Genomic DNA, 23,116 nt, shown 5'->3' on the forward strand with positions numbered 1-23,116 from the left:
CTGTGGAGAGTGAATTCAAAGCAGTCCGTTATCGGATATTACAATTAATTACAATCATATCATATTTCTAAAATTTGGAGGTCTCCTATGACAAGTGAAGACAAAGTCAGTGTAACCGATCTAATAAACAGAGTGAAGCTTGTGAATCTCACTCCCGAGATTAACACAGATAATATATACATTACCATACCCAATGTTAACCGCCCGGCTTTACAGCTTGCGGGATTTTTTGATCAGTTCGATTCAGAGCGCGTTCAGCTTATCGGTAATGTTGAGAATGCTTACCTCATGACTTTCGAGGCACCTCAGAGAAGAGCGAAGTATGACGCCATTACAAAATTCCCGATACCTTGTATCATTTACGCAAGAGATATCGTTCCTGACAGCTGCATGGTAGATGCCTGCCGCACCGCAAGGATACCTCTTTTGCAGTCTTCAAAGCCTACGACTGAGCTTGAAGCTGAGATCATCAGTTTTCTCAAGGTAAAGATGGCTCCGATGATTTCTGTTCACGGAGTTCTGGTTGATGTTTACGGCGAAGGTGTTCTCATTATGGGTGACTCAGGAATCGGTAAGTCCGAAGCAGCCCTTGAGCTCATCAAAAGAGGACACAGACTTGTATCTGATGACGTTGTAGAGTTAAGAAAAGTAAGCGACGAAACACTGGTAGGTTCTGCTCCCGATATCACAAGACATTTCATCGAGCTTCGAGGCATTGGCATCATAGACGTTATGCAAATGTTTGGTGTTCAGTCTGTTATGGATACCCAGAACATTGACATGGTCATAAAGCTTGCAGAGTGGTCAAAGGACAAGGACTACGACAGACTGGGACTTAAGGACAATTACACAGAGTTCCTTGGCAACAAGGTTATATGCTATGATATCCCGGTTCGTCCCGGACGTAATGTTGCCATCATAGTAGAATGTGCAGCCGTTAACAATCGTGCAAAGAAGATGGGTTACAATGCGGCACAGGTGCTTTACGAGCGTGTAACCGCAAATATGAAAAACAATGAATAAGGAAAATATTGAATGAAAGTTTTGAAAAATGAGCCTCTGAAGAAGCACACAAGTTTTCGTGTAGGAGGTCCTGCAAAGGTATATGTTATTCCGGAGGACGATTATGAGCTCCGGAAGCTTATAGAGTTTCTCTATGAGGAAAAGCTTCCTTACAAGATCATCGGTAACGGAACAAATCTTCTTGTAAGCGACGAAGGCGTGGATACCATTGTTGTGGAGATCGGAAAGACACTGGAGGGATTGACGCTCACTGTTGAGGGTCAGGATCCGGAGACATCCTGTGCTGATAAACAGTGCACAGTGACTGCATCTTCCGGAATAAACTCAGGCATCTATGCAACCATCGAAAAATCCGGTAAGAAAACCAAATCCGGAGCCACAGATCCAGACCGAAAAAAATCAGACAAATCCACCGAAGAAAAGGATGCCAATGTTTACCTCCTTAAGGTTATGGCCGGCACTCTCATCGGTAAAGCTGCTCAGTTTGCTGCCGATAACAGTCTCACCGGAATGGAAGCCCTGAGAGGAATTCCCGGAACTGTAGGAGGTGCGGTGACCATGAACGCCGGAGCCTACGGCACCGAAATGATAGATATTCTCAAGTCAGTTGACGTTATCACAAAGGAAGGAAAGCTTCTGACACTTACTCCAGGGGAGCTTAAGCTCGGCTACCGTTACAGCATCGTTCCCGAGAAGGAATATGTTGTGGTGTCGGCAACATTTGCACTTAAAAAGGGAGATAAGAAGGAGATTAATGCCTTGATGGCGGACTACCAGCAGAGGCGTAAGGACAAGCAGCCTATAGATAAGGCCTCAGCCGGCTCCACCTTCAAGAGACCTGAAGGACACTTTGCCGGAAAGCTGATCGAAGACTGCGGTTTAAGAGGCTATAAACACGGCGGTGCCATGGTAAGCGCAAAGCATTGCGGATTTGTGATCAATGACGGAACCGCAAGAGCAGCCGATATTTACTGGCTTATCTGCGAGATACGTAAAAGAGTACTTTTGGAACAGGGTGTAGAACTCACTCCGGAGGTTAAAATATGGGGAAACTTCTGATAGTTACAGGCATGAGTGGTGCAGGAAAAACCATTGCCCTTAAATCTCTTGAGGACATGGGGTACTACTGCGTTGACAATCTGCCCATCCCTCTTGTGGATAAATTTGCAGAGCTGATCACTGACGGTAATGAGCAGATCACCAAGGCTGCTCTCGGCATAGATGTACGTTCCGGAAAGGATCTTCCTTTGCTTAAGGAAATCTTTGATGAATGGGACATCAAAGGAAATGTGGATTATGAGGTAGTTTTTCTTGATGCATCGGACGAAACACTTTTAAAGCGTTTTAAAGAAACAAGACGTGCCCACCCTCTCAGTAAGGATGGAAGAGTAGAGACCGGAATCGAGGCTGAACGTCAGGAGATGGACTGGCTGAAGGAAAATGCCGGTTTCATCATTGACACTACCCGCTTACTTACAAAGGAGCTCAGAGCTCAGCTTGCCGATATATTTGAAAAGAACAGGGCTTATGAGAATCTTCAGGTGACCATATTAAGCTTTGGTTTCAAGTACGGTATCCCGGAGGATTCCGACCTGCTTTTTGATGTGAGATTCCTGCCCAATCCCTATTATGTTCAGGAGCTTAAGACTCATACGGGACTTGAGCAGTGTATAAAGGATTTTGTTCAAAAGGATGGGGTAGCAGATGAATTTCTGAAAAAATTGAATGATATGGTAAACTTCCTTATTCCTCATTATATAGAAGAAGGAAAAAACCAGCTGGTTATCAGTATCGGCTGCACCGGCGGAAAACACCGTTCCGTTACCATAGCGGAGCTTTTATACCAAAGCCTGAGTAAATCAGCGGATTATGGCATACGTATCGATCACAGGGATATAAGCAAATAGACATTCAGACAATATGTATGAATTTTAGACATTTTCCTATGTAATATTTTTATGGATATACCCATAAAGAATTTTGTATCCAATGTCTTTGTCGAGTTTTAACAATATGACTGGTTTTTGATTACCGTTTTTGATACTTTTTTCAAACCCGGGAGATTCAGAATGGAACAATCTAAAAACAAAATATCTTTTTCAAGCCGGGTAAAGGATGAGTTACGGAAAAAAGACTTTACAGCTTATGAAAAAGTAATTAATATTGGTAGCGTCGATTCAAGGGATTTGAAAACCCGCTCTTACATAAGAGAATGTTTTTTAAATTCCGGTTCGGTTACAGATCCAAAAAAAGATTATCATTTGGAGTTTGTCTGTGATGGTGCAGAAGACGCTGACCGGATTTCGGACGGATTATGTGCATTTCAACTTGAACCAAGGATTATGGAAAGAAACGGTCATCTGGTGGTTTACCTGAAGGATGCCGAACAGATATCCGATGTTCTCAATCTCATGGGTGCTGTTGACGGTCTTATGGAATTTGAAAATGTACGTATACTCAAGGAAGTCAGTGAAAAGGTCAACAGACGCGTCAACTGTGAGACAGCCAATCTGCAGAGAACAGTTTCTGCAGGCATCAGACAGGTTTCTGACATCGAACTTATCGAAAGGGAGCTGGGACTTAAGAATATAGATCCGGGACTCAGAGAGATAGCTGAAAAGAGGTTGGAAGACCCCAATGCTTCTCTTTCGGAACTGGCAGAAAGACTCAGTGAACCCATTGGAAAGAGCGGAGCCAATCACCGTATGAGAAAGATTGCAAAAATCGCTGATTCCTTACGTAGAAAGACCGCCGAGAGTATGAAAAGAAGTTGAGTTTTTTGTTAATTGCAATGCAAGGGGGAATCCCGGTATTCATTGCTCACATTAGCTGATCTTCATGGAGGACAATGATGAAGGACACAAACGTAGTAGTTAATTTACCAAAGAAATCTGATGACCACCCTGTGGCTATGCTTGTACAGATCGCCAGCAGATATGAGTCACGTATATATATGGCCGACGGTCCAAGAAAGGTTAATGCCAAGTCAATCATGGGCATGATGGCACTCGGAGTAAACAATGGTCAGGAGATCGTTATTTCCGCTGAAGGTTCAGATGAGGATGCAGCTGTAGAAGCTCTCGCACATTATCTCAAGGGCGAAGCAGTTTAATAAACATAAATAGTAAAATGCTCAAGGGGGCTATCGTTTTAGATGATCATCATCTGAAGGGTAGCTCCCTTTTATTTTCTCAGGCTATCCGGGAGGGACGGTTCTCACCGAGAGGGACGGTTCGATCCACCGGGGACGGTTCTCACCGGGAGGGACGGTTCGATCCACCGGGGACGGTTCTCACCGGGAGGGACGGTTCGTTCCACCGGGGACGGCTCTCACCGAGAGGAATGGTTCGATCCACCGGGGACGGTTCTCACCGGGAGGGACGGTTCGTTCCACCGGGGACGGCTCTCACCGAGAGGAATGGTTCGATCCACCGGGGACGGTTCTCACCGGGAGGGACGGTTCGTTCCACCGGGGACGGCTCTCACCGAGAGGAATGGTTCCCGCCGGGAGGACGGTTCGATCCACTGTGGACAGCTCCCGTTGGATGTTTTTATTCAGAACAAATATTCTAAATTTGCGCCATGTGTGGTATGATGTATTTGTTTTTCAAAAGAAGCATTCAGCAATAGGAGATTAAAATGGCTTTTACACATTTACATGTACATACATCCTACAGTCTTTTGGACGGAGCGGGAAGAATCCCTGAAATGATAGCCCGATGTAAGGAGCTGGGGATGGATTCCATGGCCATCACTGACCATGGCGTTATGTACGGAGTCATAGATTTTTATAAAGAAGCAAAAAAACAGGGCATCAAGCCTATACTTGGCTGTGAGATTTATCTGACTTCCGGTTCAAGATTTGACAGAGAAGTCGGGAAGGGAGACGATAGATATTATCACCTGGTGCTTCTTGCGGAAAATAACCTTGGTTACTCAAATCTCATGAAGATCGTGTCCCGTGGCTTCACAGACGGTTACTACTATAAGCCGAGAGTTGATTTTGAGACCCTTGAAGAATTCCACGAAGGGATCATCGCACTTTCGGCCTGCCTTGCGGGAGAGGTTTCGAAAAATCTCACCAGGGATCTTTATGATGAAGCAAAGGCTGCGGCTCTTCATTATGTAGAGATTTTCGGGCGTGACAACTTTTTCCTGGAGCTTCAGGATCACGGATATCCTGAGCAGAAAAAGGTTAATGCAGGAATCCTCCGTCTTCATGAAGAAACCGGCATACCTCTGGTTGCCACCAATGATATACATTATACCTATAAGTCCGATGCCGAAGCTCATGATATCCTTCTGTGCCTTCAGACCGGAAAAAAAGTGTCCGATGAGGACAGAATGAGATATCCCGGAGGACAGTTCTATATAAAGTCGGAAGAGGAGATGCAGACGCTTTTTCCTTATGCAAAGGAAGCCCTGGAGAATACTCACAAAATTGCCGAAAGGTGTAATGTTGAGATCGAGTTCGGACATTATCATCTTCCTAAGTATGAGGTTCCGGAGGGCTATACCCCCGTGAGCTTCCTTACAGAACTTTGCGAGAAGGGCATGGTGGAACGTTACGGAGCGGAGGCTTCAAAGTATGAGGACAGACTCAGATACGAGCTTGACACCATAAGATCCATGGGCTTTGTTGACTACTTCCTTATCGTTTGGGATTACATCCATTATGCCAAAACCCATGACATTTCCGTAGGTCCCGGAAGAGGCTCGGCTGCCGGCTCCATCGTTGCCTACGCCATAGGCATTACCGACATCGACCCCATGAGATACAATCTCATATTTGAGCGTTTCCTGAATCCGGAACGTGTGACTATGCCCGATGTGGATGTGGACTTCGAATATGAGCGAAGACAGGATGTCATAGATTATGTGACAGAGAAGTATGGAAAGGACTGCGTTTCCCAGATCGTAACCTTCGGTACCCTTGCGGCAAGGGGAGTTATCCGCGACGTGGGACGTGTTCTGGATGTGCCTTACGCAAAGTGCGACCTTATCGCGAAGCTGGTACCTAACGAGCTGAACATTACCCTTGATAAAGCTCTGGAAATGAACCCGGAGTTAAAGTCAATGTATGAATCCGATGAAGAGACACATCGTATCATTTCCATGAGTAAGCGTCTGGAGGGACTTCCCAGGCACAGCTCCATGCATGCGGCGGGAGTGGTTATCTCGGGAAAGCCGGTTGTGAATTACGTACCTCTGTCAAGAGGCTCCGACGGCTCCATCACCACTCAGTTCACCATGACCACCATTGAGGAGCTGGGACTTCTCAAGATGGATTTCCTGGGACTCAGAACCCTTACGGTTATAAAGGATGCGGTCAGGTATGTTAATGAATCCTACGGGGTGAATCTCGACATAGATAAGATCGATTATACCGATCCCAAGGTTTACAAGATGATCTCCCAGGGCAAATGCGAGGGCGTGTTCCAGTTGGAATCCACGGGAATGAAGAATTTTATGAAGGAGCTTAAACCTCAAAACATAGAGGACATCATAGCGGGTGTGGCTCTTTACAGACCGGGCCCCATGGATTTCATTCCCAAGTACATCAAAGGAAAAACAGACCCTGACAATATAAGCTATGACTGCCCGGAGGTTAAGCCCATACTTGAGAACACCTATGGATGCATCGTATACCAAGAGCAGGTAATGCAGATCGTCCGGGATCTGGCCGGTTATTCCATGGGAAGATCCGATCTGGTTCGTCGTGCCATGAGTAAAAAGAAGACTTCCGTCATGGAAAAGGAACGGAAGAATTTTGTTTACGGAAATAAAGAGGAAAATATCCCCGGCTGCATAGCAAACGGCATCAGTGAAGAAATCGCAAACCGAATCTATGATGAAATGATCGACTTCGCGAAGTATGCCTTCAACAAGTCCCATGCAGCCTGCTACGCGGTTGTGGCTTATCAAACTGCGTTCCTCCGCTGCTACTATCCGGCAGAGTTTTATGCGGCTCTCATGACCTCCTTTATGGACAATATGTCAAAAACCGCAGAGTACATAGATGTTGTAAAGTCCTTCGGCATCAGGATACTGCCCCCGGATGTGAACCATGCGGAGGTTGGTTTCTCCGTCAAGGATGGAGCCATAAGATACGGTCTCAGTGCTGTAAAGGGTGTGGGACGTTCTGCCGCCATTCAGATCATCACCGAGAGAAATCAGCACGGTCCATTTAAAGATTTTGAAGATTTTGTCACGAGAGCCTCGGCCAAAGGCATTAACAAAAGAGCCATAGAGTACTTTATACAGGCCGGCGGGACTGATGAATTCCCGGGAAACAGAAGGCAGAAGATGATCGTGCTTCCTATGATCCTCGAGAATAAAGCCAAGGAAAAGAACAGCTCCATGGCAGGGCAGATGACATTGGCAGACCTACTGGGGGAGGACAGTAAGGATGCGGAAGAATTCAGGATAACCATGCCGAAGCTTCCTGAATTCGATCTTTCAGAGATACTCCAGTTCGAGAAGGAGGCCCTCGGTTTTTATCTCAGCGGACACCCACTGGATGAATTCCGAGAGGTAATGAATGCCAATATCACTGCCACCAGTCTTTCATTTAACCGGGAGGCACAGACAGACCGGGAGCCTCTCAGGGATAAACAGCAGGTGACAGTAGGCGGCATAATCACCGGTATAAAAAACAAGATTACCAGCAAACAGCAGCAGATGGCATTTATAGAAATAGAAGATATGGTCGGTACTATTGATGTGGTGGTATTTCCAAACACCTATCAGAAAAAGCGTGAGCTTATCCGGCCTGACAACAAGGTCTTTATCTTTGGTTCCGTTGATATCTCAGATGATGCCAATGCCAAGCTTATCGCCAACAACATTTACACCTTTGAGGAGGCGCCGAAAGAGCTCTGGCTTCAGTTTGAGGATAAAGACAGTTACCTGAAACTTGCGCCTCAGGTAGACCGAATACTTTCGGAATATAAGGGCCTTGACCAGGTTTCTGTATATCTGAAAAAAGAAAAGGCTGTAAAGAAACTAAACCGGAAGCAGTCTGTTAATGTGAATGATGCACTATTAACAACACTTTACAGCTTACTTAGTGAAAAAAATGTCAAAGTTACATATAAAGTATTGAAAAAAATACAAAATTAAACTAATATATAGTCTCAGTTTAGAGTATTTAATTTAATAAAAAATAATTATGATAAGTTCTGTTTTAAGTCTGAAGCATCTTTCGGACTGATTCAGAAGAATCTTCTCAAATACGGAGGAACTACTATGGCTGCTAAAGCTGTGAAAACAATCGGAGTTTTGACATCAGGAGGCGATGCACCGGGCATGAATGCCTGTGTAAGATCTGTTGTAAGAACCGCAATCCATGAAGGTCTCAAGGTAAAAGGAATCATGAGAGGTTATGCGGGACTTCTTCAGGAAGAAATCGTGGATATGGATACCACATCCGTTTCCGATACCATCAGCCGTGGCGGAACTATTCTTTATACAGCGAGATGCCAGGAGTTCACAACACCTGAAGGTCAGCAGCGTGGTGCAGAGGTCTGCAGAAAACACGGAATCGACGGAATCGTAGTAATCGGCGGAGACGGATCCTTCAGAGGTGCCGGAAAGCTTTCAGCTCTCGGCATTAACACCATAGGCTGTCCAGGAACTATCGACCTTGATATAGCATGTACAGATTATACCATCGGTTTTGATACAGCCATCAATACAGCAATGGAAGCTATCGATAAGCTCAGAGATACTTCTACTTCCCATGAGCGTTGTTCTATCATAGAGGTTATGGGCAGAAGAGCCGGATATATCGCTATGTGGTGCGGTGTGGCAAACGGTGCAGAGGAGATCCTGATTCCGGAGCGTTACGATGGAGATGAGCAGGCGATCATCAATCGTATCATTGAGGCTCGTAAGAGAGGAAAGAAGCACTACATCATCATCAATGCCGAGGGTATCGGACACAGCACATCCATGGCTAAGCGTATCGAGGCTGCTACAGGAATCGAGACCAGAGCAACCATCCTCGGACATATCCAGCGTGGTGGTTCACCGACCTGTAAGGATCGTTACTATGCATCCATGATGGGTGCAAGAGCAGCAGAGCTCCTTCGCGACGGTAAGTCAAACAGAGTCGTCGCCTATAAGCACGGTGAGTTCGTGGATTTCGATATCCAGGAAGCACTCCAGATGAAGAAGGACATCCCTGAGGATCAGTACAGGATTGCAAATCTTCTCGTAAGATAATCATTTCAAAGATGTGGTTTCACTTATGAAGCCACATCTTTTTTGTTAACCGCCAATCCACCTTCTTGAAAGCATTCTAAACTTGTGTTATCATGCGTGCTACACATCTTATATAAGTTATCCACCGGGGACGGTTCTCGCCGGCGAGAACCGTCCCCGGTGGCACACGGAAGGATATTTTATGGCAGATTATAATAATAAAGAAAACCTTGAAGGCAGCAATATCGTCCTTTGTGCGGCTAATACCTATAATCAGAAGTTCTTTTTGAATCCGGATTACAACAATCTTCCGGAGGATGTGAAGAAGGAACTGAAGATCATTTCAGTAGGTTATACAGAAGAGATAGGCGGCATCTTCCTGATGGAGTTTAACAGGAATGACAAGCTGGTGCTTAAATCCATGCATGAAGACGGTGACAGCCTTTTTGATGAAGATAACTCAAGAAAGAAAATAGACGAGCTTGCCGAAATATATGAACCCCTGTTTTCGAAGCTGGAAGCCTACTACACAGCCCTGCAAACACTTCGTGGAAACGCCAAAAGAGGCGGAGAAGATGTTGAGATAACCGATGAGGACCTTAAGGGAGAGTCAGGTTTAAACAATCCCGAAGGTATCGCAGAGGTCAGACAGGCCACTGCGGAAGAGATGCAGAGCTTCTACGGCGATGATACCGATATGGATCAGACCATTGTCAGCGAGGAAGAGCAGGGCACCATCAAAAAGACAGGTTCCTGGGATATGCCGGTACACCCCGACGACCCTGACGCAGAACAGAACGCCTATCATACGCTATTTGGTGATTGATCAGCTTTCGGAGAAAGCTGATGCCGCCCAGCCGGCGAGGCTGGTTTCGGCTCTGCCGAAATAAACGAAAATGCCTGCGCGATTTGTGGCAGATTCCGAAAGAATCTGTCATGCAGCGTCAGCCCTCGCGATGCGAGTTTGAATGGGCTGACGTTCCCAATTAGCGCAATCTGATGGCATTTTCCCCTTGTAACTGTAAATTGATAGAAAGACTACTAATGCATATAGGAAATATAGAATTAAAGAATAATGTTTACATGGCGCCAATGGCCGGCGTCACAGACCTACCCTTCAGAACCCTTTGCCATGAAATGGGAGCCGGTCTTACAGTGACAGAAATGGTAAGCGCCAAGGCCATATTATATAAGAACAAAAACACCGAGGAGCTCATGACCCGGGGCGGAGACGGAAATCCCGTTGCGGTACAGCTTTTCGGATCAGACCCGGAGATAATGTCTGATATTGCCCATCAGATAGAAGACCGGTTCGAAATCATTGACGTGAACATGGGGTGTCCTGTGGGTAAGATCGTCAGTAACCATGAAGGCAGCGATCTCATGAACCACCCTGATCTGGCTTATGAGATATTAAGCCGGATGGTAAAGAAATGCCACACCCCCATAACCGTCAAATTCAGAAAAGGTTTTGCAAAAGAAGATGATACGGCAGTGGAATTCGCAAAAATGGCCGAAAGTGCAGGTGTTTCAGCTGTCACGGTACATGGAAGGACCAGGTCCCAGATGTACGCGGGAAAAGCTGACTGGGACGTTATAAGACGTGTCAAGGAGGCCGTAAAGATACCTGTATTCGGAAACGGAGACTTATTCGAGCCTGAGGACGCGAAAAGGATGATAGAAGAAACCGGCTGCGACGGAGTAGCTCTGGCAAGAGGTGCACAGGGTAACCCATGGCTCATAAAAAGGACTGTGCATTACCTTGAGACCGGTGAACTACTTCCGAAGCCAACCATATCAGAGATCATCGAAATGATCCACCGGCACACTGAACTTATGAAGGAAATCAAGGGCGAGTACACCACCATCAGGGAGATGCGTAAGCATATCTCATGGTATACGGAAGGGCAGCCTAAATCATCAAAGCTGAGAGCAGAAATCAACACAGCCGGCAGTATCGAAAAACTCTTTGAGATTGTTGACAAACTAGCCATTAATGTATAAAATCACCAGTTGTAAAAGAAGCATTCAAATTTGACATATGTACAAATTTTTATGATAACAGTTTGCCGGGTCTTTCCGACAGCAATATATGTGAAAGGAGCTATGTAAAACATGGCAGAAGAGCAGGTAGTTAAAAAGAATTTACTCACACGTGCAGGTCTCAACAAATATGAGGCTGAGCTTCATGATCTCAAGGTAAACCGCAGACAGGAAATCGCTGCCAAGATCAAGGAAGCAAGAGAGCAGGGTGATCTTTCAGAGAATGCCGAGTATGATGCAGCTAAGGATGAGCAGCGTGATATCGAGGCAAGAATCGTTGAGCTTGAGGCTCTTCTTAAAAATGTAGAGGTTGTTGATGATTCCGTTGAAGGCGAGATCAATGTTGGCTGCCGCGTAGTACTCCTGGATGAAGAGTTTGATGAAGAGGTAACATATTTCATAGTAGGTTCATCAGAGGCCAACAGCCTTGAAGGAAAGATTTCAAATGAGTCTCCTGTAGGACATGCACTCCTTCATCACGTAGCAGGTGATGAGGTTGAGGTTGAGACAGAAGCCGGTGTTCTCAAGTTTAAAGTACTTGAGGTTTCCCGTCACGAAGCAGAATAAGAAATCTACTTAAAGTCTTTTTATTCCTTCTGTCACACAGAGGAATCGGAAGTTTAATATCACAGACGGCAGGGTGAATATGACCCGGCCGTCTTCATTAGCATAATAGATCAAAGTTCAAGGAGAAAAGAATGGCAGAGAATCAGCAGAACAATCAGGAGAATCAGGAGGCTCTGGACACCAATCACATCGTACAGGCACGTCTTGACAAGCTTGCAGAGCTTCAGTCAGCAGGACAGGATCCTTTTCAGATAACCAAGTTCGATCAGACACATCATTCAGAGGAGATCAAAGATAATTTTGAGGCTCTTGAGAACCAGCATGTAGCTATCGCAGGTCGTATCATGCTGAAGCGTGTTATGGGTAAGGCTTCATTTGTACACCTTCAGGACAAGCAGGGCAGGATTCAGGCTTATGTATCACGTGATGGCATCGGTGAGGATGAGTATAAGGCATTCAAGAAGCTTGATATCGGTGATATCATCGGCATCGAGGGATATGTATTTAAAACAAAGACAGGTGAAACATCTGTTCACGCTGAGAAGCTGACACTCCTTTCAAAGTCGCTTTATCCCCTTCCTGAGAAGTTCCATGGTATTCAGGATACTGACACAAGATACAGACAGCGATATGTAGACCTCATCATGAGTGAGGAGTCAAAGAAGGTATTTATCAAGCGTTCCCAGATTATCAGCGAGATCCGTAATTTCCTTGCAGGACGTGACTTTATGGAGGTTGAGACTCCCATGCTGGTTTCCAATGCCGGCGGTGCAGCTGCACGTCCATTCGAGACACATTACAATGCTCTGGATGAAGATGTTAAGCTCCGTATATCTCTTGAGCTTTACCTTAAGAGACTTATCATCGGTGGCCTGGAGAGAGTATTCGAGATCGGCCGTGTATTCCGTAATGAGGGTGTAGATACCCGTCACAACCCTGAGTTCACTCTTATGGAGCTTTACCAGGCATACACAGACTATGAAGGCATGATGGAGCTTACAGAGTCAATGTTCCGTTACCTTGCAGAGAAGGTTTGCGGCTCAACCACCATCACATACCAGGGAACAGAAATTGACCTTGGAAAGCCATTCCGTCGTCTCACCATGACAGAGGCCATCAAGGAAGAGAGTGGTATCGATTTCGATACAGTAAAGACACTTGAAGAGGCCCGCGAACTTGCAAAGAAGAACCACATTGAATTTGAGGATCACCACAAGATCGGTGACATCGAGAACCTCTTCTTCGAGACATTCTGTGAAGAGAAGATGATCCAGCCTACTTTCATCATGGATCACCCGGTTGAGATCTCACCTCTTACAAAGAAGAAGCCATCAGACCCTTCAAAGGTTGAACGTTTCGAGCTTTATATCTACGGACGTGAGATGTGTAATGCTTACTCCGAGCTTAATGATCCTATCGATCAGAGAGAGCGTTTCAAGGCTCAGGATGCACTTGCAGAAGCCGGCGATGAGGAAGCAAACCATACAGATGAAGACTTCCTTCACGCTATGGAAATTGGTATGCCGCCTACCGGAGGTATTGGTTATGGAATCGATCGTTTGGTAATGCTTCTCACTGACAGTGCTGCTATAAGAGATGTGTTATTATTCCCGACACTCAAAAGCGTGAACTAAAGAAAGCCAGTATTTTCAAGGCTTTCAAGGATTCAAGAAAGCAATTTGCAACAATTTTGCAACAAAATAGGGATTGATAATGCGTTATAGTGCGTAAAATCATCCCAAATACATTCTCACAAGTTTAATAATTTAGCACGACAAGGACATTTTCCAAGAGAAATCTTAGAAGGTGTCCTTTTTCGTTATGGTCAAAATTATTTCACAAAGGAGGATGTGCCATGGCAACAAGTACAGCGATAGGTGCAGGTAGAGCGATTATGAGAATAACCGTTCCCGAAATGAGACAGATTTTATACCCAATCAGAGGAGGAATGAAAGAGTATGTTAAAAGTAAGAGTTTCGGGATCGACCTACGAGCTTAAAGCTTATCTGGAGCACATGGAAAAGGACAAGGTGTACCAGGTCACAAGTCAATCGAAGCCCTTGAAAAATAAGGGAACAAACAAGATTTTCCGGGTTTTCTCGGATGTTGACAAAAGAACAAGAATAGAAGCCCGCAACAGGCAGGGCAACAGATAAAAAAGGAACTAGGAGGAACGGTTATGGCAAAAGTAATCGCAGTAGCTAATCAAAAAGGGGGAGTCGGGAAAACAGCGCTGGCAAGTAATCTTGGCGTTGGCCTTGCTATGAAGGACAAAAGGGTACTTGTAATCGACACTGATCCCCAGGGTAATCTTACATCAAGTCTTGGAGTTGATAATGCGGATGAATTGGAAAATACATTGGCGTCTTTCATCGAGCGAGAGATAAATGAGACTCCAATAGATTCTGAGGAGTATATTCTCCATAACGGTGAGGGCGTGGATATCATGCCGTGCAATATAAAGCTTGCCGGGATGGATTATATGATCATGAACGCTTTGAGCAGGGAGCATCTTTTGGATGCTTTCGTATCAAGCGTCAGGGATGAATACGATTATATTTTGATTGATTGTTCACCCAGCCTCAATCTGGTAACAATCAATGTACTGACTGCGGCGGATTCTGTAATCATACCAGTAGAAGCATCTTATCTTTCAATGGCAGGGCTTCAGCAGCTTCTGACATCTATAGGTTCGACCAAGAGGAAATTAAACAGAAAGCTTGAGATCGAAGGTATCGTTATCAATAAGGTAAATACCCGTACAAACCATGAGAAGGATATCATAGAAAAGCTCCGCGATGCATACGGAAGCCAGATAACAGTTTTTGATGTGATGATACCGGAGTCTGTGAGGGCAAAGGAATGTACCGCTTTTGGAGTCAGTATATATAAGCATGATCCAAGGGGCAAAGTTGCAAAAGCTTTTGAAGAACTGACGAAGGAGGTGCTGGGACATGGCTGCTAAGAAAACTCTTCCGGACAGAGTACAGCTTAAAGGATTGGATTCGTTATTTGGCATAGATCAGGAGCAGACAGGACAAGTGCTTGATGTTCCTATTAGAGAGCTTTTCCCATTTCATAATCATCCTTTTAAGGTATTAGACGATGAAAAGATGGCGCAGACTGTTGAAAGCGTCCGTGAGAATGGAATTCTTGTTCCAATCATGGTTCGCAATCGACCGGAGGGTGGCTACGAGGTCATATCCGGTCACAGGCGTAAACATGCGGCGGAAATCGTAGGATTACAGACGGTTCCGGTGATCATAAGGGATCTGACGGACGATGAAGCCGTGATAGCGATGGTGGACGCTAACCTTCAAAGAGAAGAGATTCTGCCGAGTGAAAAGGCGTTTGCATATAAAATGAAGCTTGACGCGATAAAGCGACAGAATAAGGCGGGACGTCCTGATGCAAATAATTCTCGCCAAGTTGGCGAGAATTTATGGAGTGTGAATCAGCTCAGTGAGGGCAACAGTGATAGTGCAAGAACTATCCAAAGATATATCCGTTTAACGGAATTGCTCCCTGACCTATTGGAAATGGTGGATAGCAAGAAGATTAAATTCAATCCGGCCGTTGAATTATCATATCTCTCACCGAATGAACAGTTTCTTCTTTTAGAAGTAATGAAGGAAGATGATGTTGTTCCGTCTCTTTCGCAGGCACAGCAGATAAAAAGACTCTCACAGGAAAATAGTTGCACAAAGGAAGCACTTCATGCCTTGTTGGCAGTAGCCAGTATTAAGGAAAGAAATGTGGTCATCAAGCATGAAGTTATCATGCAGTATTTTCCGGCTGAAGCGAGTGATGCAGAAATAGAGAGTCTTATTGTAAGACTGCTTGCTGATTACCGTAAGACGCATGGAGGTATGTAAGATGCCAAAGTACGATTACGAATACTATTCCGGTGCAGAGAGTGAACAGTTCCGGTTCTTAAAGATACCGAAGATATTTTTCGAGGATCCTGACTACGAAGAATTAGGTCTGGCTGAATGTGTATTATATGGGTTCCTCCATGAGCAGGTGGCGTTTTCCAGGCAGAATGGATGGGTTGATGAAACAGGAAAAACCTATGTCATAAGATCATTGGAATCCATACAGAAGCTGCTTCACGGATGCAGTGCAGATAAAGCAAGATCCACGCTAAAGAATCTGATAGACTTCGGACTTATCGAGAAAAAACGCAGAGGACAGGGCAAACCGGATATCATCTATGTGAAGAATTTTGTAACCAAGAAGTCGGAAATATCGTCCTCTAAAAAATCGGAGGACTGTGGAAAACTTTTTTCTGAAACAGGAAAAACCAATGTCTTGAGTGATGAAAAACCGATCTCTAGAGATGGGATTTTTCGTGTTCTTGAAGCAGGAAAAACCGCACCTATAGATACTAATAATAATTTAAAAAATATTATAGAGCCTAATCTTAATCCTATCCAGGTTTCTTATAATACTAAAGGGGCAGCTGAGCATATGAACAACTCAGGATGGGATGAGGATGCGATTGAAGATCTCATAGATCAGGTCAAGGAAAATATTGATTATTGCGATTATGCGCCCAGATACAAGGCTGAGTACAACAACCGTTATGAGGAAATGTATCAGGTGATTGTTGAGATGGTTGTCGGGAAAAGAGAGAGTCTGGTTATTGGTGGAACAGAGTATCCCCAGAGCATTATCAAAAAGCGGTTCCTGTCCTTGAATGCCAGCCATATTGATTATGCGATGTGGAAGATATCAGAGAACCTTGGAGAAATCCGAAACATGAAAAAATACATGATAGCAACTCTCTTTAACGCACCGACCACGATAGACAACTTTTATACGCAGCTTGTCCATCACGACATGTATAGTGAGAAATGGATCGAGATGAATGAGCAGAGGAGGGCAGCCAATGAGTGAGAGGATATCGGCGATCATTTTCAAAGTCATGTTACCGTTACTTGCAATCAGCTTTATGGTGCTGTTCTGCTATCCTGTCTGCAATAAGCCGGAAGGGTTTGACTACTTCCTGTTTTGGATTCTAGTGGGATTCCCGTTTGGAATCAGAAGGATGTGGCTGTGGCTTATTCCAAGGAATTATGGAATAGCAGGTTCTCTTGGAGTTATTGCCCTGGATTGCATCGTCGGAGGGATCATAGGCGGATTTATGGCAATTATAGCCATAGTAAAAGCGGCAGTGACAACTGTGCAGGTGATAACGGGGAGGCTGTGATGGAATGAAGGAAACATTAGCGGAGAAATGTCCGCAGCTTGCTACACAGTGGAGCAATATGAATCTTCCGCTCAGACCTTCTGATGTGACAATCGGATCACAAAAGCGGGTATGGTGGAAAGGTACCTGCGGTCACGAATGGCAGGCGATAGTTAAGAACAGGGTAAATGGCGCTGACTGCCCGTATTGTTCAGGCAATCAGCTTTTGAAAGGCTTTAATGACCTTGCTACGATGAAGCCGGAGCTTATATCGGAATGGTCAGACCAAAACCTGCCGCTTTTGCCTGACATGGTTTTATCCTGTAGCAATAAATCTGTCTGGTGGAAATGTATCCACGGTCATGAATGGGTTGCAAAGGTAGCTGACAGATATTACGGGAGCCAGTGTCCGTATTGTGAGGGGCATAAGGTATATAAAGGCTTCAATGATCTTGCCAGTAATTTTCCGGAGCTTGCCAGGGAATGGTCTGAGAAGAATTCGCCCAAGAGGGCAGATGAAGTGTTCCCGAAGTCAAGAGAAAATGTCTGGTGGAAGTGCCATGTGTGTGGTTATGAGTGGCGGGCAGTGATTGACAGCAGGGTAAAAGGTTCTTCCTGTCCGGTATGCTCTGACAGAGTTGTAGAAAAAGGTGTAAATGACCTTGCCACAACAGATCCGGTGCTGGTACGTGAATGGGATCATGACAGGAATAAAATGATTTCTCCTGAATCGGTTCATCGTAATTCCATGCGGATTGTCTGGTGGAAATGTCATCATGGTCACAGATGGAGAGCGAAGATCGCTGACAGGGCTATTGATAATGAGCCGTGTCATATATGCAGGAAAGCATTTGAAAAAGAATTCCCGGATATGCTTCTTAGATATTATCTTTCGCAGGAAGGATATACGATTATCATAGATGAAGAGGAACTGATCGGTGTTCCGCTTTCAAATTATATAAAAAGTATAAATGCGGTTATTGAATTTTCAAAACCGTTTTACAATACAAAGGACGGATATCGGTGGGAGTATGCAAAGACGCAGCTCTGCAGAAATGCAAGAATAAAAATGATACGGATCCTCAAACAGAAAGATAAAGAATTTGAAGACTGTGTATGTATCACAAGGCTTGATAATTCTGATGAAGCACTTGCAGAGGCGATCAGGCTGGCGCTTCATATTCTGGGTATAGAGATTGAGCCTGATGTGACAACAGACAGAGAAATTCTGTTCGGAAAATATATGGAAAAATGAAATATGGTAAATACAGCGATAGGGAGCGGTTTTAGACCTCATAAGAGGAATGAAGCTGCTCCCTTTTTTGTGTTAAGGAGGCGCTTATGACAAAGGATTTGAAAACGCTTGTTGCAAAAGAAATAGAGAAAGGTTCTACACCCTTGAAATTCAACAATCTTATTGTCCCGGCAGAAGCTTTCCGGGAAATAGACAGCAAAGCGCGGCTTGTAAATATTCTTCAGTATCTGCTCCGTGTGAAGGAGCATAAGAAGCTTATATGGAACGATACCCTTTCAGCCAATAATGTTTATATGGATGTTTTCCTTGGAAAGACTGACTTTCACAGGGCAGCACTTATTACTGGCAGGGAGGAAATATACAGGCATATCAACTGGTACGGGGGAAAGCTAAAACCCGATTACAATGGAAAGACTGTGATAGAAACGGATATCTGCACATTTTCCATCTCAGCTGAAGAGCTTGAGAAAAGTAAGAAAACCTATGAGGGCAAGGATACCTACGCCTTTTATTTGGGAAAATATCAGATACGCTCTCTTTATGCGGATTGCCTTGAGTACAGACAAATGGTCGCACGGGATGAAAGAAATGCTCATGCGGCTGATGGTGATACACAACAGGCGGCAGGTGACAAATACAGAGAACTTGTCAGGCTGAATGATGATGTAATAAGAGCCGTTCTGTTCCAGTGCCTCTTGTTGGATGATCTGAGGGTCGAGTATGGGACAGTATTTGCCAATCTATATACGATTTATCTTTTGAATTAATAGTCCATTGGGATGGAAAGGAACGATATGAGAAAAATATACCTTAGGAGGCTGCTGGTGCCTCCCTGGCGGTGAACATAACCAGAGGATAAACGAAAGACAGGAGGATGATGATGATGCAGGAAGAAGTAACACAAAAATCTATTGCCCTTGTGATCAGAACCTCCAAACTGACCGCCGATGTGCTGAAAAAAGCCATGATAGCCTATCTTAATCATCTTAAGAATAAAAGGGCTAATTGGCACGGGAAGATTTCCGTAAAAAAGCTCATGGGTAAGGATCAGGGTGCGAATACCATGGAGATAACAGAGAACAACATTAAATCTTTTGAGCGTGTTGCAAAAAAGTACAATGTTGATTTCGCCGTGAAAAAAGATAAGACCGTGGATCCGCCAAAGTATGTAGTTTTTTTCAAGGGCAGGGATGCCGACGTGATCGCGATGGCATTCAAAGAATTTGTGCATGGAAATGAAAAGAAGCAGAATCGTGAATCCGTAAGGAACAGGCTTAACCGTTATAAGGAACTCTGGACTCAAATGATGAACAAGGAGCGTGCCAGAGAAAAAACCAAGAACAGGGGACCGAGCCTATGAGTAAGGTAGTAGATGGAATTGTAAAAGATTTAAGGAACATACCCGATTCCATACGGAAAAAGATGAAAGGAACGGGTAAAAACAAGCTGATCCGCATGAGCATCCCCTATGTGATCGTAGGATATTGTTGTGATAAGTCAGCATGGATGTTCAGGAATGTCGAAGGAGAATTCTTCCCGAGGCTTATGGATACGGCTTCAAGGTTGGGAGAGGCTTTTGCCAATCCTCTGCCAAGTTTTAATCCAATGGATCTGCTTTTTGGAGTGGCTTGCGGAGTAGGCTTTCGCCTGGTGGTATACTTCAAGGCAAAAAATGCCAAGAAGTTCAGACACGGTGTGGAGTATGGTTCCGCAAGATGGGGAAATGTCAAGGATATCGAGCCATATATGGATCCGGTATTCGAGAACAATATCATCTTAACAGCATCGGAGCGGCTCATGATGTCGGGCAGACCAAGCTCACCGAAATATGCCAGGAATAAGAATATCCTGGTCATAGGAGGTAGTGGTAGTGGAAAGACCCGCTTTTTCGTGAAGCCGAACCTGATGCAGATGCATAGTTCCTATGTAGTTACGGATCCAAAAGGCACAGTCCTGATTGAATGCGGGAAGATGCTTCAGAAGGGCATTCCGGTAGTCGATGATGACGGAAAAATCAAGAAAGATGATAAAGGAAATCCCATTTTTCAGCCATACAAAATAAAGGTTCTGAACACAATAAACTTTGCACGCTCCATGCACTATAACCCCTTCGCCTACATTCGTAGTGAGAAGGATATCTTAAAGCTGGTAAACACGATCATAGTAAATACGAAGGGAGAGGGCCAGCAGTCCGGGGAAGATTTTTGGGTCAAAGCCGAGAAGCTGTTATACACGGCATACATCGGCTTTATCTATTATGAGGCTCCGGAAAGTGAGCAGAATTTTTCGATGCTCATAGACATGATCGATGCCAGTGAGGCACGTGAGGACGACGAAAGCTTCAAAAACCCAGTGGATCTACTTTTTGACGAGCTTGAAGCGAAGAATCCGAATCACTTTGCGGTGCGCCAATATAAAAAATACAAATTGGCCGCCGGTAAGACAGCTAAGTCTATACTTATTAGCTGTGGAGCGAGATTAGCACCATTTGATATTGCGGAGCTTCGTGAGCTTACAAGTTATGATGAACTGGAGCTTGATAAGCTGGGGATAGAAAGAACGGCATTGTTCGTAATCATTTCCGATACGGATGATACATTTAACTTTATTGTCAGTATCATGTACACCCAGCTTTTTAATCTGCTCTGCGAGATCGCTGACAATGTTTATAACGGGAGACTGCCGATCCATGTGCGATGTCTTTTGGACGAGTTTGCAAATATCGGTCAGGTCCCCAAGTTTGAGAAGCTGATAGCGACCATCAGATCGCGAGAAATATCGGCTTCTATTATTTTACAGTCAAAGTCCCAGCTCAAGGCAATTTATAAGGACAATGCGGACACTATCGAAGGCAACTGCGACACGACCCTGTTTTTGGGAGGCAAGGAAAAGACAACCTTGAAAGAAATGGCAGAGATCCTCGGTAAGGAAACCATTGATCTTTATAACACCTCAGATACAAGAGGTACGAGTCAGTCCTACGGTCTGAATTATCAGAAGACCGGGAAAGAACTCATGAGCCAGGATGAGATAGCAGTCATGGACGGTGGGAAATGTATCATGCAGCTGAGAGGCGTGAGACCTTTTTTCTCAGACAAATTCGATATAACACAGCATAAGCAATACAAGAAGCTGTCCGATTATGACAAGAAAAATGAATTTGATATTGAAAAATATGTCAAAAACCTCTGCCATGCGGTGGTAAAGCCGGATGACAAGATGGATGCGGCATTTGAATATGATGCCGAAACAGGAAAAATTGAACAGGTCAAAGGCGAAAGGTCGGAGAAATCCGGGACTTGAGCCAAGACCGCACTTACAACTTCATAGGATGAAGCTAAACGGATCCTTGCGGACAAACCTGATGCGGATTCCACCTATAAAGGAAGCAGACGATGAGCGCCTACCAAGCAAACATCATCATCTGCCTCAAGTAGGAATGGCATAACCAGACCCTGCGTTCATTTTATCAGATATGTGCGATACAGCACAGATAGATGGTGCAGGGTATTTTTATGCCTTCCAAGAGTAATTAAAAACATAAACAATAACATTTTTTGGAAGGAGGATGGACATGTGTTTTGTTGTTTTGTCCAGTTTTTATAGAAAATGAACAAAATTCTAGTTTAGAACTGAGATAGAAAACCCAGTAAAAACCCAGTAAATAAACGGGTTAGCACGATAAAACAGGACACATGTTCGACTAAATGATATTATGGCATTTTTTTCTAGTAGCGTAACAGCCCTTAAAACCGTCGTAACCGCCATAGGAGCAGGTGTTGCTGTATGGGGAATTATAAACCTTTTGGAAGGATACGGCAACGATAACCCAGGTGCAAAATCACAGGGAATCAAGCAGCTGATGGCGGGCGGAGGTATCGTAATAATCGCCCAGACGGTGATCCCTCAGCTTACTTCCCTCTTCTCATAAGGAGTAGATCACGATAGATGAACACTATCGTTGAAAAGATTACCGAACTCATAAAGGAAATGCTGCAAGGTTGGGTAATGTCTAACCTCGATGGGATGTTTACCGATGTGAACGAAAAGGTAGGCACCATTGCCGGAGAGGTTAGCCAGACTCCCAGCGCATGGAACGCAGGTATTTTCAATATGATCAAGAACCTGTCAGATACGGTCATCATACCGATTGCCGGAATCATCATAACCTATGTGTTGTGCTATGAACTGATAACGATGGTAATAGACAAGAATAACATGCATGAATTCGATACGAGCCTTTTCTTCAGATATCTTTTCAAGGCCTGCATAGCTGTAATGCTACTTAGCAAGACTTCAGATATCGTTATGGCGATCTTTGATGTAGGCGGTCACATGGTAAATGAGGCTGCGGGTGCCATCACAGGTTCCACGTCGCTTGATGTGGGAGCTACGATTCAGTCCATGTTTTCATCACAGCTATCAACCATGGAGATAGGGGAGCTGATAGGTCTTGGCATAGAAACGATGTTCTGCAGCTTTTGTATGAAGATCATGTCCGTTTTGATCACCGTCATATTATACGGGCGCATGATTGAAATCTATCTTTATGTTTCGGTAGCGCCGATGCCTTTTGCAACTCTTGTGAACAGGGAGTGGGGAAGCATCGGATCCAACTATATCAAAGGATGCATAGCACTGGCTTTCCAGGGATTTTTCATTATGGTATGCGTGGCAATCTACGCAGTCCTTGTAAATGCTGTAGCAGTAGCTTCAAATCTGCACTCGGCACTTTGGCAGGTAATGGCGTATACCGTTGTCCTGTGCTTCTCCCTGTTTAAGACAAGTTCACTTGCAAAAAGCATCCTTCATGCTTCATAAAAATCGGAGGT

22 protein-coding genes are annotated in these 23,116 nt (G+C 44.6%); all 22 read left to right on the plus strand.

What is annotated here, in order from left to right:
• Nucleotides 1–87: 87 nt before the first annotated feature.
• The 22 genes from hprK to G625_RS0100185 all read left to right on the plus strand — a co-directional run bounded on the left by hprK (nt 88) and on the right by G625_RS0100185 (nt 23,105).
• Nucleotides 88–1,023 (plus strand): HPr(Ser) kinase/phosphatase, encoded by a 936-nt coding sequence (hprK, locus tag G625_RS0100080; RefSeq protein ID WP_029199485.1) that lies wholly within the window; start codon nt 88–90, stop codon nt 1,021–1,023.
• A 12-nt stretch (nt 1,024–1,035) separates the two neighbouring features.
• Nucleotides 1,036–2,082 carry a UDP-N-acetylmuramate dehydrogenase gene (gene murB, locus G625_RS0100085; protein WP_029199486.1) on the plus strand — a complete coding sequence of 349 codons (1,047 nt, stop codon included), beginning with the start codon at nt 1,036–1,038 and terminating at the stop codon, nt 2,080–2,082.
• Complete coding sequence (rapZ, locus tag G625_RS0100090) at nt 2,067–2,930, plus strand: RNase adapter RapZ (RefSeq protein WP_029199487.1); 864 nt, start codon at nt 2,067–2,069, stop codon at nt 2,928–2,930. Before murB ends, rapZ begins: the two co-directional genes overlap by 16 nt.
• A gap of 162 nt (nt 2,931–3,092) precedes the next feature.
• The gene (gene whiA, locus G625_RS17605) at nt 3,093–3,797 is read left to right on the plus strand and encodes a DNA-binding protein WhiA (protein WP_044931015.1); all 705 of its coding nucleotides are present in this window, start codon (nt 3,093–3,095) and stop codon (nt 3,795–3,797) included.
• 77 nt (nt 3,798–3,874) lie between these two features.
• Complete coding sequence (locus tag G625_RS0100100; RefSeq protein ID WP_029199488.1) at nt 3,875–4,135, plus strand: HPr family phosphocarrier protein; 261 nt, start codon at nt 3,875–3,877, stop codon at nt 4,133–4,135.
• A 527-nt stretch (nt 4,136–4,662) separates the two neighbouring features.
• Nucleotides 4,663–8,145, plus strand: coding sequence for a DNA polymerase III subunit alpha (locus G625_RS0100105; protein ID WP_029199489.1), 3,483 nt, complete (start codon nt 4,663–4,665; stop codon nt 8,143–8,145).
• A 126-nt stretch (nt 8,146–8,271) separates the two neighbouring features.
• Entirely contained in the window at nt 8,272–9,249 is a 978-nt protein-coding gene (gene pfkA, locus G625_RS0100110) for a 6-phosphofructokinase (RefSeq protein WP_029199490.1), read from the plus strand.
• A gap of 181 nt (nt 9,250–9,430) precedes the next feature.
• Nucleotides 9,431–10,054: a DUF6145 family protein gene (locus G625_RS20800; protein WP_049895510.1), complete on the plus strand. Its 624-nt coding sequence runs from the start codon at nt 9,431–9,433 to the stop codon at nt 10,052–10,054.
• 218 nt (nt 10,055–10,272) lie between these two features.
• Nucleotides 10,273–11,232, plus strand: coding sequence for a tRNA dihydrouridine synthase DusB (gene dusB, locus G625_RS0100120; RefSeq protein ID WP_242826559.1), 960 nt, complete (start codon nt 10,273–10,275; stop codon nt 11,230–11,232).
• 111 nt (nt 11,233–11,343) lie between these two features.
• On the plus strand, nt 11,344–11,838 hold the full coding sequence (gene greA / locus G625_RS0100125; RefSeq protein ID WP_029199492.1) for a transcription elongation factor GreA: 495 nt from the start codon (nt 11,344–11,346) through the stop codon (nt 11,836–11,838).
• Between the two features lie 131 nt (nt 11,839–11,969).
• Nucleotides 11,970–13,472: a lysine--tRNA ligase gene (gene lysS / locus G625_RS0100130; protein WP_029199493.1), complete on the plus strand. Its 1,503-nt coding sequence runs from the start codon at nt 11,970–11,972 to the stop codon at nt 13,470–13,472.
• A gap of 324 nt (nt 13,473–13,796) precedes the next feature.
• Nucleotides 13,797–13,994, plus strand: coding sequence for a DUF3970 family protein (locus G625_RS0100135; protein ID WP_029199494.1), 198 nt, complete (start codon nt 13,797–13,799; stop codon nt 13,992–13,994).
• A 23-nt stretch (nt 13,995–14,017) separates the two neighbouring features.
• On the plus strand, nt 14,018–14,803 hold the full coding sequence (locus tag G625_RS0100140) for a ParA family protein (RefSeq protein ID WP_029199495.1): 786 nt from the start codon (nt 14,018–14,020) through the stop codon (nt 14,801–14,803).
• Complete coding sequence (locus G625_RS0100145) at nt 14,793–15,713, plus strand: ParB/RepB/Spo0J family partition protein (RefSeq protein WP_029199496.1); 921 nt, start codon at nt 14,793–14,795, stop codon at nt 15,711–15,713. Before G625_RS0100140 ends, G625_RS0100145 begins: the two co-directional genes overlap by 11 nt.
• Nucleotide 15,714: 1 nt before the next feature.
• Nucleotides 15,715–16,737, plus strand: a complete 1,023-nt coding sequence (locus G625_RS0100150) for a DUF6017 domain-containing protein (protein WP_029199497.1) — start codon at nt 15,715–15,717, stop codon at nt 16,735–16,737.
• The gene (locus tag G625_RS0100155; RefSeq protein WP_029199498.1) at nt 16,730–17,050 is read left to right on the plus strand and encodes a DUF6050 family protein; all 321 of its coding nucleotides are present in this window, start codon (nt 16,730–16,732) and stop codon (nt 17,048–17,050) included. Before G625_RS0100150 ends, G625_RS0100155 begins: the two co-directional genes overlap by 8 nt.
• Before the next feature lie 4 nt (nt 17,051–17,054).
• Entirely contained in the window at nt 17,055–18,284 is a 1,230-nt protein-coding gene (locus G625_RS17615) for a zinc-ribbon domain-containing protein (protein WP_044931019.1), read from the plus strand.
• 86 nt (nt 18,285–18,370) lie between these two features.
• Entirely contained in the window at nt 18,371–19,051 is a 681-nt protein-coding gene (locus G625_RS0100165; RefSeq protein WP_029199499.1) for a hypothetical protein, read from the plus strand.
• Between the two features lie 116 nt (nt 19,052–19,167).
• The gene (locus G625_RS0100170) at nt 19,168–19,644 is read left to right on the plus strand and encodes a PcfB family protein (protein WP_029199500.1); all 477 of its coding nucleotides are present in this window, start codon (nt 19,168–19,170) and stop codon (nt 19,642–19,644) included.
• Between the two features lie 62 nt (nt 19,645–19,706).
• The gene (locus G625_RS17620) at nt 19,707–21,587 is read left to right on the plus strand and encodes a VirD4-like conjugal transfer protein, CD1115 family (protein ID WP_044931063.1); all 1,881 of its coding nucleotides are present in this window, start codon (nt 19,707–19,709) and stop codon (nt 21,585–21,587) included.
• A gap of 412 nt (nt 21,588–21,999) precedes the next feature.
• Nucleotides 22,000–22,215, plus strand: coding sequence for a Maff2 family mobile element protein (locus G625_RS0100180; protein WP_029199501.1), 216 nt, complete (start codon nt 22,000–22,002; stop codon nt 22,213–22,215).
• 17 nt (nt 22,216–22,232) lie between these two features.
• Nucleotides 22,233–23,105, plus strand: coding sequence for a VirB6/TrbL-like conjugal transfer protein, CD1112 family (locus G625_RS0100185; RefSeq protein WP_029199502.1), 873 nt, complete (start codon nt 22,233–22,235; stop codon nt 23,103–23,105).
• The last annotated feature ends 11 nt before the right edge of the window (nt 23,106–23,116 follow it).

It is taken from the genome of Oribacterium sp. NK2B42, assembly GCF_000424445.1.
In the GTDB taxonomy this organism is placed as follows: Bacteria; Bacillota; Clostridia; order Lachnospirales; family Lachnospiraceae; genus Oribacterium.